General features: G+C 73.9%; 11 protein-coding genes. 5 read left to right on the top strand and 6 right to left on the bottom strand.

The features are described from left to right. Positions 1-46: 46 nt before the first annotated feature. The 3 genes from ACZ46W_RS12215 to ACZ46W_RS12225 form a co-directional block, all read right to left on the bottom strand. Positions 47-1,927 carry an FAD/NAD(P)-binding protein gene (locus tag ACZ46W_RS12215; protein ID WP_468335405.1) on the bottom strand — a complete coding sequence of 627 codons (1,881 nt, stop codon included), beginning with the start codon at positions 1,925-1,927 and terminating at the stop codon, positions 47-49. 333 nt (positions 1,928-2,260) lie between these two features. Further along, positions 2,261-3,928 (bottom strand): alkaline phosphatase D family protein, encoded by a 1,668-nt coding sequence (locus ACZ46W_RS12220; protein ID WP_468335408.1) that lies wholly within the window; start codon positions 3,926-3,928, stop codon positions 2,261-2,263. 448 nt (positions 3,929-4,376) lie between these two features. Beyond that, positions 4,377-5,021, bottom strand: coding sequence for an HNH endonuclease family protein (locus ACZ46W_RS12225; protein ID WP_468335412.1), 645 nt, complete (start codon positions 5,019-5,021; stop codon positions 4,377-4,379). A 222-nt stretch (positions 5,022-5,243) separates the two neighbouring features. On the opposite strand from ACZ46W_RS12225, the gene ACZ46W_RS12230 reads away from it, so the two are divergent. Continuing rightward, positions 5,244-5,987, top strand: coding sequence for an ABC transporter permease (locus ACZ46W_RS12230; protein ID WP_468335415.1), 744 nt, complete (start codon positions 5,244-5,246; stop codon positions 5,985-5,987). 489 nt (positions 5,988-6,476) lie between these two features. Further along, positions 6,477-7,061: a TMEM165/GDT1 family protein gene (locus tag ACZ46W_RS12235; protein WP_468335418.1), complete on the top strand. Its 585-nt coding sequence runs from the start codon at positions 6,477-6,479 to the stop codon at positions 7,059-7,061. Positions 7,062-7,076: 15 nt separating this feature from the next. Here ACZ46W_RS12235 and ACZ46W_RS12240 read toward each other — a convergent pair whose 3' ends face one another. Both ACZ46W_RS12240 and ACZ46W_RS12245 read right to left on the bottom strand, forming a co-directional pair. After that, positions 7,077-7,694 (bottom strand): HAD-IA family hydrolase, encoded by a 618-nt coding sequence (locus ACZ46W_RS12240; protein ID WP_468336960.1) that lies wholly within the window; start codon positions 7,692-7,694, stop codon positions 7,077-7,079. A gap of 279 nt (positions 7,695-7,973) precedes the next feature. Continuing rightward, positions 7,974-8,840, bottom strand: coding sequence for a peptidoglycan-binding domain-containing protein (locus tag ACZ46W_RS12245; RefSeq protein ID WP_468335421.1), 867 nt, complete (start codon positions 8,838-8,840; stop codon positions 7,974-7,976). A 314-nt stretch (positions 8,841-9,154) separates the two neighbouring features. Here ACZ46W_RS12245 and ACZ46W_RS12250 point away from each other — a divergent pair, with 314 nt between their 5' ends. Next, a complete protein-coding gene (locus tag ACZ46W_RS12250) occupies positions 9,155-11,203 on the top strand; it encodes an MFS transporter (RefSeq protein WP_468335424.1) in 2,049 nt (682 codons plus the stop codon). Here the strand turns inward: ACZ46W_RS12250 and ACZ46W_RS12255 are convergent. Then, positions 11,200-11,712, bottom strand: coding sequence for a GNAT family N-acetyltransferase (locus tag ACZ46W_RS12255; protein WP_468335427.1), 513 nt, complete (start codon positions 11,710-11,712; stop codon positions 11,200-11,202). The genes ACZ46W_RS12250 and ACZ46W_RS12255 overlap by 4 nt on opposite strands. A 109-nt stretch (positions 11,713-11,821) precedes the next feature. Here ACZ46W_RS12255 and ACZ46W_RS12260 point away from each other — a divergent pair, with 109 nt between their 5' ends. Then, positions 11,822-12,463, top strand: coding sequence for a hypothetical protein (locus ACZ46W_RS12260; RefSeq protein WP_468335429.1), 642 nt, complete (start codon positions 11,822-11,824; stop codon positions 12,461-12,463). Next, positions 12,463-12,852 carry a hypothetical protein gene (locus tag ACZ46W_RS12265; protein WP_468335433.1) on the top strand — a complete coding sequence of 130 codons (390 nt, stop codon included), beginning with the start codon at positions 12,463-12,465 and terminating at the stop codon, positions 12,850-12,852. The genes ACZ46W_RS12260 and ACZ46W_RS12265 overlap by 1 nt, the downstream gene beginning before the upstream one ends.

The raw sequence follows: 12,852 nt of genomic DNA on the forward strand, positions 1-12,852 counted from the left end.
TCCTTCGGTTGGGGACGGAACCGACGAGCCCACAGGTTAGGCAGTCCTAATCGATACTTGCAAGTTCAACATTCGGCCGTTCCGCTTCCGCGCCGGAGCATGCCCTGAGGGCGGCTCGAGCCACCGCGTCCGTGTCCGAGAGGGTCACCGAGTCGACACCGGGCCGGGCGCCCGCCGCCGTCACCCAGTGCACCCCCTCGGTGGGGACGCCCAGGGCGAAAACGGCTTGGTGGGCGCGGCCTTGGCGGTCCATCAGGCGGTACGGGGACGGCGTGACGTCCAGCCCTCCGGTGTCGTAGCCGTCGACGACATGGGTACGGCACTGGCCGGAGCGGAGCATCCCGGCGAGGAGCGGGTCTCCGGTGCGCCTCAAGTCGGGTTCCGGCAGCCGGGCCTCGATCAGGGTGGTCGCCGTCACGGCGGAGCCCGGCACATCGGGGGATTCCGCGATGAATACGCCGTTCTCGGGGCGAACCTGCATACGCGGGCCGATCGCCTCCAGCACCCCCGCCTCGATCAGGGCCGCCATCTCCTCGATGCGGCGGCGCGGCGGGCCGATCGACAGGAAGGCGTTCAGCGGCGTGTACCAGCGGTCCAGGTGGTCGCGGCGCGAGGCGCCCGAAAGCCCCGCGTGGTCGACGATCAGCCGCAGCTCGTTGCGGATGTCCCGCAGCACGTCCAGCGCGGCCTTCGCCGGGCCGGCCACGTTGCCGAGCGCCGCCTCGGCCGCGTCCCGGCGCAGGTGCGTCAGCAGCCAGGCGCGGAAGTCCCCCGGCGACCGGAACGTTTCGCCCGCGTACGGGCGCGCGACCCGCTCCCACGACCACCGGTCGCGCGGCGGCACCGCGTACGCGTCGAGGGTGGCCTCCGGGGCGGCCAGGAACCGGGTGCGGAAGCCTCTTGGCCCCTCGGCACCCCTCCGTCCCCCGGCTCCCCTCGACTGCCGCAGCAGCGCCTCGTAGTACGTCGTCTCGACCTCCCTGGCGACCAGGGGCCATATCTCGTCCAGGAAGTCCGGCGGGTCGCCCGCCTCCGCCCGCTTGCGGAACGTCTCGATGACGTCCGGTGTCAGCAGCAGGGGCTCGTGCCGCGCGGACGCGCCCTTCTCGTTGTCGCCGCGCGCCTGGTACGGGACGCCGCGCCGCGAACCGGCGTACAGCCGGGGCTCACGGCCCGAGGGGGCGTACCGGAGCGCGCCGCCCTCCCGTACGAAGGCCCCGCCCCGGCCCTCGGTGAGCAACGCCATGTGGTCGAAGAAGTTCAGGCCCAGGCCCCGGAGCAGCACCGGCTCGTCGGGCGCGATCGGCGTGAGGTCGAGGTCCGCCGGGTTGGCGGGCGGGAAGTGCCGCAGCCCGTGGCGCACCGCGTACCCGCCCAGGCGCTCCGACGACGGATCGGCCGCCGGAAGGTGGCCCTGGGCCAGGACGACCGCGTCGAGGCCGGCGAGGACCGTGCCGTCGTCGAGCGTGAGCGTATGGACGGGGCCGACGCCGTCCAGGCGTACGGCCCGCGCCCGGTGCACGCGGACAGTCACCTCCGGCGGCGCCTCGGCCACCGCGCGGGCGAACGCCCACTCCAGGTAGGCGCCGTAGCACGCGCGCGTGGGGTAGTCGTCGGGGCCGAGCCGGTACGCGCGGGAGGCGGCCCACTCGTACAGGCTCGGCCCCCGGCGTATCGGGCCCTCGCAGCGCACGCTCTCGTCGGTGAAGACCGTCACCTGGCACGCCACCGTGTTCATCAGCAGCTCGGCCGGCTGGTCGGTGCGCCAGACGCGGCCCGCTCCCGGCGGGGCCGGGTCGACGACGTGGACGGTCAGCGGGGTGCCCGCGGCCAGTTCCGGGACGGAGGCGCAGATTCGTTCGAGTACGGACGTGCCACGGGGACCTGCACCGACCAGGGCTATGGCGTGAGGGACTTCGGGCGACAAGACTCGGACTCCCGGGGCAGGGGGCGGTGCTGGCGTTGCTGGTGGTGCCGGCGATGCCGAAGGGCGGCAGGCGAAAGCTCATCATGCCGTTGCCGCGCCCCTCACCGAACCCCTGGCCGGAGGATCACCATCCGCTATGGGCGGGATTGGGGGAGCCCTGAACCGGACGTTCACCGGACGTTCACAGCCTGGGCGTCGGACTCCCTTCACGCGAGCCGGGTCCGGAGGCCGAGGCGGGGCCCAGTGACCTCAACGCCCGTCCGTCAACGTCCGTCCGTCAACGTCCGTCCGTCAACGTCCGTCCGTCAACGTCGGTCCGTCAACGTCGGTCCGTCAGCGTCGGTCCGTCAGCGTCCGCTCGTGCACGGTCGTCAGCTCGGCGTCGCTCCGGCCGCGCCCCCGCGCCGCCGCGTGCTCCAGCCGCAGCCGGGCCGACCGGCCGTTCAGCGTCAGCGTCATGAGCTGGTTGCCGAACCACGGCCCGCCCGTGCGGCGCCAGTCGACGACCGGCCGCCGGGTCCGCCCGTGCCGCCGCAGCACGCCCCCGAGCCACCGCCCGGCCGGGCCCCAGCCGATCCGGAACGCCCAGCGCAGTACGCGCGGGATGCGGTTGTGCACCGGTGAGCAGGTGAGCTGCACCACCCGCGCCCGCGGGGTCACCTCGTGCCAGGCCGGCTCGGCGACGTACGCGTGGTGCACGTCGCCCGACAGCACGCACACCGTCGCCGGGGCGTCCGCCCCGCTGCCCGCCTCGGCCACCAGCCGCGCCAGCCGGTCGAACGACTCCGGGAACGCCGACCAGTGCTCCAGGTCCGCCTTGCGGCGCACGGCCTCCGAGAGCCGCGCCCAGCGCGTGCCGCGCACGCCCCGGCACAGCGCGGCGTTCCACACCTCGGCGTCGTGCATGAGCGGCGGCAGCAGCCACGGCAGGGAGGAGCCGATGAGGAGGTGGTCGCAGTCCGCCCGGCCGGCCAGCACCTCCTCGCGCAGCCACCGCTCCTCGGCCTCGTCGTGCATGGCCCGGCCGGCCTCGTCCAGCACCCGGCCCGCCCGGGTGTCCATCATCACCAGCCGGGTCCGCCCGAAGTCCCGCCGGTAGCTCCAGCGCACCCGGGCCGGGTCCGCGTCCGCCTCCGCCGCGAACCGCCGCAGCACCTCCGTCCCGTCCGGCACCGCGCGCACCGCCGCGTACAGGGGGTCGGCGTCCAGCTCGTCGGGTGAGAGGTTGCCCAGGTGCTGGTGGACCCAGTACGACATCAGCCCGCTGAGGATCCGCTCCTGCCACCACTCCGTACGGCGCATGTCCGCGACCCAGGCGGCGCTGGTGTTCCAGTCGTCGACGACGTCGTGGTCGTCGAAGATCATGCAACTGGGGACGGTGGAGAGCAGCCACCGCACGCTCGGGTCCAGCCAGGACTCGTAGTAGAGGTGGGTGTACTCCTCGTAGTCCGCCACCTGGGCGCCGGGCGGCTCGCGCAGGTCGCGGCGCGCGGAGAGCCAGCGGCGGGTCGCCTCGGAGGTCTCGTCGGCGTACACCTGGTCGCCGAGCAGGAGCAGGACGTCCGGGCGTACGGCCGTGGGGTCGGCGGCCAGCCGGGCGGCGAGCTTGTCCAGCGCGTCCGGGCCCACCGGGTCCTTGCCGTCACCGGGCGGCGCGGACCAGCGGCAGGAGCCGAAGGTGATCCGGAGTCCGGAAGCGCCGGGGCCGGGCATGGTGATGGTGCTCGCCGGGTACCGGGCCTCGGCGGGCGGCCACACCGGGCGGCCGCCGAGCAGCACCTCGTACGGGGTCGTCGACCCGGGCGTCAGGCCGGTGACGGGGACGAGGGCGTAGTGGTGCCCGGCCACCTGGAAGGTGCGCGTCTCCCCGCCCCCGCCGCCGTCGGCGCACCGGACCTCGGCCGTGCAGGGCCGGTCCGCCTCGACCCAGACGGTCGCCCGGTCGCCGCGCTCCCAGTCGACGTACCGCAGGACCGGTCCCAAGCGCAGTCCGGCTGCCATCTCCGGCCTCCTCCGTCGCCCGCCCGTACTCCAACGGTACGGAACGACGGAGGCGGCGGGGAGCGCCCGGCGGTAACGACCGACGGCAGCGCCCGTCGGCCGCCCCCGCCGGTAACGCCCGGCGGTCACCCGCCGCAAACGACCGTCGGCAGCGCCCGGCGGGCGTCCCCCGTCGGTAACACCCGTCGGCCACCCGGCGGTAATGACCGACGGCAGCGACCCGCGGCAGCGCCCGCAGCTAACGACCGACGGCAGCGCCCGACAACGGCAGCGCCCGGCGGGCGTCCCCTGTAGGTAACACCCGTCGGCCACCCGGCGGCGGGCGTCCCCCGTCAGCAGCACCCGACGAGGGCGCCCCCGTCGGCGGCCCCCGGCGGCGGCCCCCGGCGGCGTTCCCCGCCGCTAACGGCCGGCGGTCACCCGGCGGTCGCCCCGAGGGGTGGGCGGCTCAGCAGCCGTTGAGCACCGACTGGAGCGCGCTTTTCTCGGCCGAGTCCACGCTCAGGTTCCAGTGGTGCTTCACGTGCACCCACATCCGGGCGTAGGTGCAGCGGTACGCGGTGCGCGGCGGCAGCCACTCGGCGGGGTCGAGGTCGCTCTTGGCCTGGTTGACGTCGTCGGTGACCGCGATGAGCTGCGGACGGGTCAGGTCGTTGGCGAAGGCCTGGCGCTGTGACGTGGTCCAGGCGTTCGCACCGGAGCGCCAGGCCTCGGCGAGGGCCACGACGTGGTCGATGTCGAGGTCCGAGGCCGCGCGCCAGGTGGCGCCGTCGTACTCGGAGTACCAACTCCCGCTGATCGCGGCGCAACTGGAGTCCTGGACGACGTTCACGCCGTCGCGCTTGAGGACGACCTCGCGGGTGTTGCAGCTTCCCGACTGGGTGATCCAGTGCGGGAACAGGTCGCGGCTGTAACCGGTGGAGGAACCTTCCGCCTTCACCGTGAGCTGGCTCAGGTAGGTGCGGGCGGTGGCGGCGCTGATCGGGGTGGGCGGGGCGGCCTGGGCAGCCGGGGCGGTGGCCAGGACGCCGGTGGCGGTGAGGGCGGCGGACGCGGCGAGCACGGCTATTCGACGCGCGTAGACACCGGACATGGGTGACTCCCTTGAGATGTGGGGGTGTTGGCCGGATCGCCCGTTCGGGCGGCTCGGTCATCGTGGTGGCGCCAGGTTTCCCCGGGGGATGCGCCGGGTTACAGAGTGGCGACATGTGCACGTCACATCAAGGGGTGTGCCCGGTTTCTGACGTTCCGGCACCTGGCTTGTCCGGCTTTGCGGTTGGTGCTCTTCGAGGGTGGGCCTCTCTAGGGTTGTCCCGTGCTGCTGCCCGTCAACGCCACGTTCGCGGCCGTTCTCGCCGTTCTGCTCGCCGTCGCCGCCACCGTCACGGCGCTCGCCCACCTGCGGGCGCCGCGCGAGATCGTCACCGCGGGGGTGCGGGCCGCGGTGCAGCTCGCCGCCGTGTCGCTGGTCATCGGGTGGGTCGTCCACGCCGTACCGCTGCTGCTCGGCTTCCTGCTGCTGATGTACGCCGTCGCCGTCCGCACCGCCGGGCGCCGCATCACCCCCAACGGCACCTGGTGGTGGGCGGCCGTGCCCATCGCCGCCGGGGTCGTTCCGGTCGTTGGCGCGCTGGTGCTGACCGGGCTCGTTCCGGTCAAGGGCATCGCCCTGATCCCCGTGACCGGCATCCTCATCGGCGGGGCGCTCACCGCGACGGTGCTGGGCGGCCGGCGCGCCCTGGACGAGCTGGGGACGCGGCACGGCGAGGTGGAGGCGGGGCTGGCGCTCGGGCTGCTGGACCGGGACGCGCGGCTGGAGGTGGCGCGGGAGGCGGCGTCGGACGCGCTGCTGCCGGGGCTTGACCAGACCAGGACGGTGGGCCTGGTCACCCTGCCGGGCGCGTTCGTCGGGATGCTGCTGGGCGGGGCGTCACCGCTGCTGGCGGGCGCGGTGCAGTTGTTCGTCCTGGTCGGCCTGATGGCCGTGCAGGGCGTGGCGGTGGCGGCGGTCCTGGAGCTGGTGGCGCGCGGGAAACTGCACCGGGCGGAAGACGGGTGACCGCTGCGGTCGGCTGCCGGTTCGGTCGGCTGCCGGTGCGGTGGGCTGCCGCTGCGGTCGGCTACCGGTGCGGTCGACTGTACGGCTGTGGGACAGGGGCACGGGCGCGGGATAGGGGCACGGCTGCGGAGCAGGGGCACGGGGACGGGACAGGGGCACGGCTGCGGGACAGGGGCACGGGGCGGGGGCATCGGCCGGGAGCACCCGCGCCCGCTCCCGCGTCCAAGCCCCCCGACCCGTCCCTGCCGGTATCGCGTACCCTGGACGGAGCAGAAGGGGAGTAGCTCTTCGCCGGACCGTCGACATACTGCTGGGCCTCGTGCCCGGCCGGCGCCCGGAGGCGGCCGCGCGGTAGTCCGCGTGCCCGCCAGCGAGACCTTCGGCGACAGCAGTGCCATGCCCGCATCCATGGCGCCGCCTTGCCGAAGCGACCCCTGAGACGTCTCTTCTCGGTACGGCGGTGCCCGACCGATTGAGGAACCCCATCCCGTGCTCAGCCTCACGATCATGGCGATCACCTTCGGCGTCGTCTTCCTCGCCGAGCTCCCCGACAAGACCGCCCTCGCCGGCCTCATGCTGGGCACCCGCTACCGGGCGTCGTACGTCTTCGCCGGTGTCGCGGCCGCGTTCGCCGTGCACGTCGTCCTGGCCGTCGCCGCCGGCAGCGTGCTGACCCTGCTCCCGCACCGGCTGGTGCAGGCGCTGGTCGGCGTGCTGTTCCTGTGCGGGGCGGCGGTGCTGCTGCTGAAGAAGGGCGACGGGGACGAGGAGCACATCAAGGCCCCGGCCGACCAGTCCTTCTGGAAGGTCTCCGGGGCGGGCTTCATGCTGATCCTGGTCGCGGAGTTCGGCGACCTGACGCAGATCATGACCGCGAACCTCGCCGCCCGCTACGACAACGCGCTCTCCGTCGGCCTCGGGGCCGTGCTCGCCCTGTGGGCGGTCGCCGGGATCGGCATCCTGGGCGGGCGGACGCTCATGAAGTACGTACCGCTGCGGCTGATCACCAGGGTCGCCGCCTGCCTGATGCTGGCGCTGGCGGGCTTCAGCCTGTACGAGGCGCTCGCGCCCTGACGGTCACCCTGGTGGTCACCCCACGTGGAGGCGGATCGTGCCGTCGGCGCCGTCCGCCTCCACGCGCACGTGCGTGAGGTCCGGTACGTGCACGTCCGGTGCGAACGCGCCCGCGCGCGGTCCGACGCCCACCACCCGCATCCCGGCGGCGCGCCCGGCCAGGATGCCCGCCTCGGAGTCCTCGAACACCACGCAGTCGGCCGGGGCGAAGCCCAGCTCGGCCGCGCCCTTCAGGAACCCCTCCGGGTCCGGCTTGCTGGCGCCGACGCACTCGGCGGTCACCCGGACCTCCGGCATCGGCAGCGCGGCCGCGCCCATGCGGGCCCGGGCGAGCGGTTCGTCGGCCGAGGTGACCAGGGCGTGCGGGAGAGCCGCGATGGCGGCCATGAAGGCGGGCGCGCCGCCCACCGGCACGACCCCGTCCAGGTCGGCGGTCTCCTCGGCGAGCATCGCGCGGTTGTCGGCGTGGTTCTCCTCCATCGGGCGGTCCGGGAGGAGGACGGCCATGGTGGCGTACCCCTGGCGGCCGTGGACGACCTTGAGGGCCTCCTCCGGGTCGAGCCCGTGCCGTATCGCCCAGCGGCGCCAGCAGCGTTCCACCACGGCGTCCGAGTTGACGAGGGTGCCGTCCATGTCGAGGAGGAGGGCCCGGGCGGTCAGGACGGCAGCGGCGGGAGGGGCGGGAGTGGCGGAAGCGGTGGCCGGCGTCGGCGTCTCGACGGAAGAAGGGGAGGAAACGGCAGCGGCGGGAGGGGTGGAAGCGGTGGCCGGCATCGGCGTCTCCACGGGAGAAGGGGGAGAAATGAGTACGAAGTGGCCCGCCCGCCGGTCAGGGTATACGGGCGGGACCACTTTGTTCCTCCACGATACAAAACCGATCCGTCCGACGCCAGCCCGCCCCCGGGACGCCCCTCAGCGCCCCGTCGTCTCCGACTCCAGCCACCGGCGGGTCTCCGGCCCGTACACGCCCCACCCGTCGCTCTCCAGGTTCCGGGCGTACTGGTAGCGGGCCACCCCCTCCTCCACGTCCTGGTTGTAGCGGCCGTTCATCGGCCCGTCGTACAGCCCCGCCTCCCGCAGCCGGTACTGGAGCTCCGTGACCTCCGGCCCCCGGTCACCGCGCCGCAGCGTCACCGGCTCGTCCTCCGACGGCTCCTCGGTGGGCACCCGGCTGCTGCCGGGCGACGACGGGGGCCCGGCGCCCGGCCGGGGCGGGGCGCCGTCCGAAGGGGCCGTCGACTCCGTACCCGGCACGGCGACGGCCAGGGACGCGGAGGCGGCCGCGGACGCGGTGGCGGACGGGGACGCCGACCCGGACGCGGACGTGGACGTGGAGGGGGACACCGAGGCGGACGGGGACGAGGACGCCCGCCCCGACGGCGACGTCGGCCCGGACGCCTCCGAGGACGGCCCCTCCGGCGCCCCGCTCGGCCACGCGGGCGTGCTCGGGCCCAGGTCGGGCAGCGTCCGGTCGGCCTCGCCGCCCCGGCCGAACAGCCCGCCCGCGAACCCCGCCACGCCCACCACGACGACCACCGCCGCCGCGGCACCGAACACCGCGTAGGGGCGGCGTGCGCGGCTCCGGGACCGCGCCTCGGCCCGCGCCCGCGCCCTGCCCCCGGCGCGTGCGCCGTGCGGCGGGCCCATCCCCTCCAGCGGCACGAGCTCCGGCTCCAGCGGCACGTACAGCGGCATCGTGGACGGCGGCACGGGCGGCGGCGGCACGGTGGGCGGCGGCACGGGCAGCGCACCGCCCGGCTCCGCCGCCCGAAGGTTCACGTACGGACGTATCCCCAGCGTGTCCTCCACGGACGCGCAGCGGCACTCGTCGTCACCGCACTCAGGACAGACCTGTCCCGTCAATGTGGGCCCCTCCCCTTGAACTGCGAGCGATTATGCAGCCCGCCGGGCGCACCGGAGGACCACCCTCCGCACCCCCGCCCCCGCTCGGCGGGCCGTATCGGGACGAAGCGCCCAGGATGGGAGAGGGAAACAAGGGGTACGCGTCCGGCCCGCCGCCCACCCGCGCGATGACGGCCCGTGAGACCGACCGCCCGTGAGACCGACCGCCCGCGAGACGACGAGGAGAAGCGATGGCGCAGGAAGTGAGCACCCCGGCCACCAGCCCCGCCCCGGGCCACGGCCATCCCCGGCGTACCGTCCTGGTCGCCATCGGCGCCCTGCTGCTCGGCATGCTGCTGGCGGCGCTCGACCAGACCATCGTCTCCACCGCCCTGCCGACCATCGTCAGCGAACTCGGCGGCATGGAGCACCTGTCCTGGGTCGTCACCGCCTACATGCTCGCCTCCACCGCCGGCACCCCCCTCTGGGGCAAGCTCGGCGACCAGTACGGCCGCAAGAGGCTCTTCCAGACCGCCATCGTCATCTTCCTCATCGGCTCGGCCCTGTGCGGCATCGCGCAGAACATGCCGCAGCTCATCGCCTTCCGAGCGGTCCAGGGCCTGGGCGGCGGCGGCCTCATGGTGCTGTCCATGGCGATCGTCGGCGACCTCGTCCCGCCGCGCGAGCGCGGCAGGTACCAGGGCCTGTTCGGGGCCGTCTTCGGCGCCACCAGCATCCTCGGCCCGCTTCTGGGCGGCCTGTTCACCGAGCACCTCTCCTGGCGCTGGGTGTTCTACATCAACCTGCCCATCGGTGTCGTCGCGCTCTTCGTCATCGCCGCCGTGCTCCACATCCCGGTGCGCGCCACCCGTCACACCATCGACTACCTCGGCACCTTCCTCATCGCCTCCGTCGCCACCTGCCTGGTCCTCGTGGCCTCCCTCGGCGGCACCACCTGGGAATGGGGCTCGCCGCAGATCATCGGCCTCGCCGTGCTCGGCGCCGTGCTCCTCGTGTGGTTTGTGTCCGTCGAACGGCGCGCCGCCGAACCCGTACTGCCGCTGAAGCTGTTCCGCATCCGCACCTTCACGCTGGTCTCCGTCATCAGCTTCGTCGTCGGCTTCGCGATGTTCGGCGCGATGACCTACCTGCCCACGTTCCTCCAGGTCGTCCGGGGCGTGACGCCGACCATGTCCGGGGTGCACATGCTCCCGATGGTGCTCGGCATGCTGCTCACCTCCACCGGCTCCGGCCAGATCGTCAGCCGGACCGGCCGCTGGAAGGTGTTCCCCGTCCTCGGCACCGCCATCACCGCGCTCGGGCTCGTCCTGCTGCACCGGATGAAGGAGGCCAGCTCCGACGCGGAACTGAGCCTGTACTTCTTCGTCTTCGGCGCCGGTCTGGGCCTCGTCATGCAGGTCCTGGTGCTGGTGGTGCAGAACGCCGTCCCGTACGAGGACCTCGGCGTCGCCACCTCCGGCGCCACCTTCTTCCGCTCCATCGGCGCGTCCTTCGGCGTCGCCGTCTTCGGCACCGTCTTCACCAACCGGCTCACCGGCAAACTCACCGACGCCCTCGCCGGCCGAGAGGTGCCCCCCGGCGCCGGACCCGACCAACTGGCCGCCGACCCGCGTGCCATCGCCGGACTGCCGCCCGACCTGCGCCCCGGTGTGCTGCACGCCTACGCGACGTCCATCACCGACGTCTTCCTGTACGCGGCGCCCGTCGTCGCCGTTGCCTTCGTCATCGCCCTGCTGCTGCGGGAGGACCGGCTGCGCGGCGCCGTCACCGCCCCCGACCCCAGCCAGACCGTCGCCTCCAACCCCGTCGAACGCTCCTCGTACGAGGAGTGCGCCCGCGCCCTGTCGGTGCTCGGCTCGCGCGAGGGCCGCAAGGAGATCTACGAGAAGATCACCGCGCGCGCCGGGCTCGACCTGCTGCCCGCCGCGAGCTGGCTGCTGCTGCGCGTGCGCCGCCACGGCACGGTGGAGCCCGGGCGGCTCGCCGACACCACGCCCGTACCGATCCGGGCCATCACCGAGGCCGCCCGGCAGTTGGAGGAGCGGCACCTGGTGCGCCGGGAGGGCCTCCAGCTCCTGCTGACCGACCAGGGCGTGGACGTGGCCGCCCGGCTGGCGCACGCCCGTGAGGAGTCCCTCGCGGAGCTGCTCGGCGACTGGTGGGGACCGGAGCGGCCGACCGACCTGGTCCAGTTGGTCGAGGAGCTGACGGCCGAGCTGTGCGGCTCCACCAGGGAGCGGCCCCGGACTACCGAACCCCGCCGCAACCACGCCCTTTAACGAACGGCAGCCCGGAGCTCCTTGCCGTACCAGATCTCCATGTAAGGGCCCTCGCAGTACGCCGGGATCTCGCGGTAGCCGCAGCGGGTGTACAAGGCGCGCGCCTCGACCAGGTCCAGGCGGGTGTTGAGCACCATGCGCCGGGCGCCCAGCCCGAGCGCGGCCTCCTCCAGGGCGTCCATCAGGAGCGCCGCGCCGCCGGTGCCGCGGAAGGCGTGGCGGATGAACACGCGGGTGAGCTCCGCCCGCTCCTCGTCCAGCAGGAGCACCCCGCCGCAGGCGGCGGGCTCGCCGTCCGCCCGGCCGACCAGGAACTGGCCGGTCGGCGGGGTCAGCCGCTCCACGCCGTCGTTGGTGAGCCCTTCGTCGACCTCCGCCGCCGTCGCGGGCCGGTGCCAGTAGCGGCTCGCGACGTCGTCGTAGTAGTCGCGGCGCAGCGCGGTGGCGTCGGGACTGTCGTAACGCTCGGGGCGGATGGTCCAGTTGGTGCTCGTCACGGTGGTCGTCATGGTGCGTCCCTATCCGAGGCGCCCACCGTTTGGCCAACGTATTTGCGGCAACACGGGCCGTCGAACAGACACGAAGAAACCCCGACCCCTGGATCGAGGGAAGACAGTCATGTCCACTGTCCTGATCGTCGTCGCTCTGGTCGTCGTCTTCGCCGCCGTGGTCGCCGCGGTCCTGTACGCGGGTCCCGGCCGGGCCGCCGGCCGGCGCGGCCGCGGGCTGAAGCGACGGTTCGGCCCCGAGTACGAGCGGACGGTCGCCCGGCACGACGGCGACACCAAGGCCGCCGAACGTGAACTCGCCGAGCGCGTCGAGCGCCATGGCGACCTCCGGGCCCGGCCGCTGTCACGCGAGGCGCGCGAACAGTACGTGGCCCTGTGGGCGGGCCTCCAGGAGCAGTTCGTCGACGCGCCGCGCCAGGCCGTCGCGGAGGCGGACCGGCTGCTGGCCCGGCTGGCCGAGGACCGCGGCTTCCCGGCGGCCTCCGCGTACGAGGAGCAGGTCGCCGCGCTGTCCGTGCACCACGCCCACCACGTCGACGGCTACCGCCACGTGCACCGCACCGCCCGCGCGGACACCGCCACCGGCACCGGCACAGAGGAGCTGCGTGCCGCGATGGTCGAGGCGCGGCGGCTCTTCGAGGAGCTCGTCGCCGAGCACCCCGAGGACCACGCCCGTCACGCTCCCCGCAACCGCCCGTCCGGCCGGGCCCACCGGTTCCACGCCCCGTGGCCGAAGGGGAGTGGCGCCTGATGTCCCCCAACGACGACCCGACGACGTCCGTCCCGTCGACATCCGTCCCGACGACACCCGTCCCGTCGACGTCCGTCCCGTCCACCTCCGTCCCGACCACAGGCGTGTCCGAGCCGTTGGTGCCGCGGACCGCGCGGGAGGAGCTCGGTGAGCGGCTGCGGCAGGCACTCGCCGAGTTCGTCGACAGCCCGCAGCGTTCCGTGAAGGAGGCCGCGGCCGTCCTGGACGCGGCCGCCGAGCGGCTCACGGCCGCGCTGGACGACCACCGCCATGTGCTCCGCGCCGACTGGGACGCGGAAGGCGGCGACCGTACGCCGCCGGACACCGAGCGGCTGCGGGTGACGCTCCAGGCGTACCGCAAGATGGCGGAGCGCCTGCTGCGCGTCTGA

The sequence above is a fragment of the Streptomyces sp. NPDC031064 genome, from assembly GCF_055570965.1.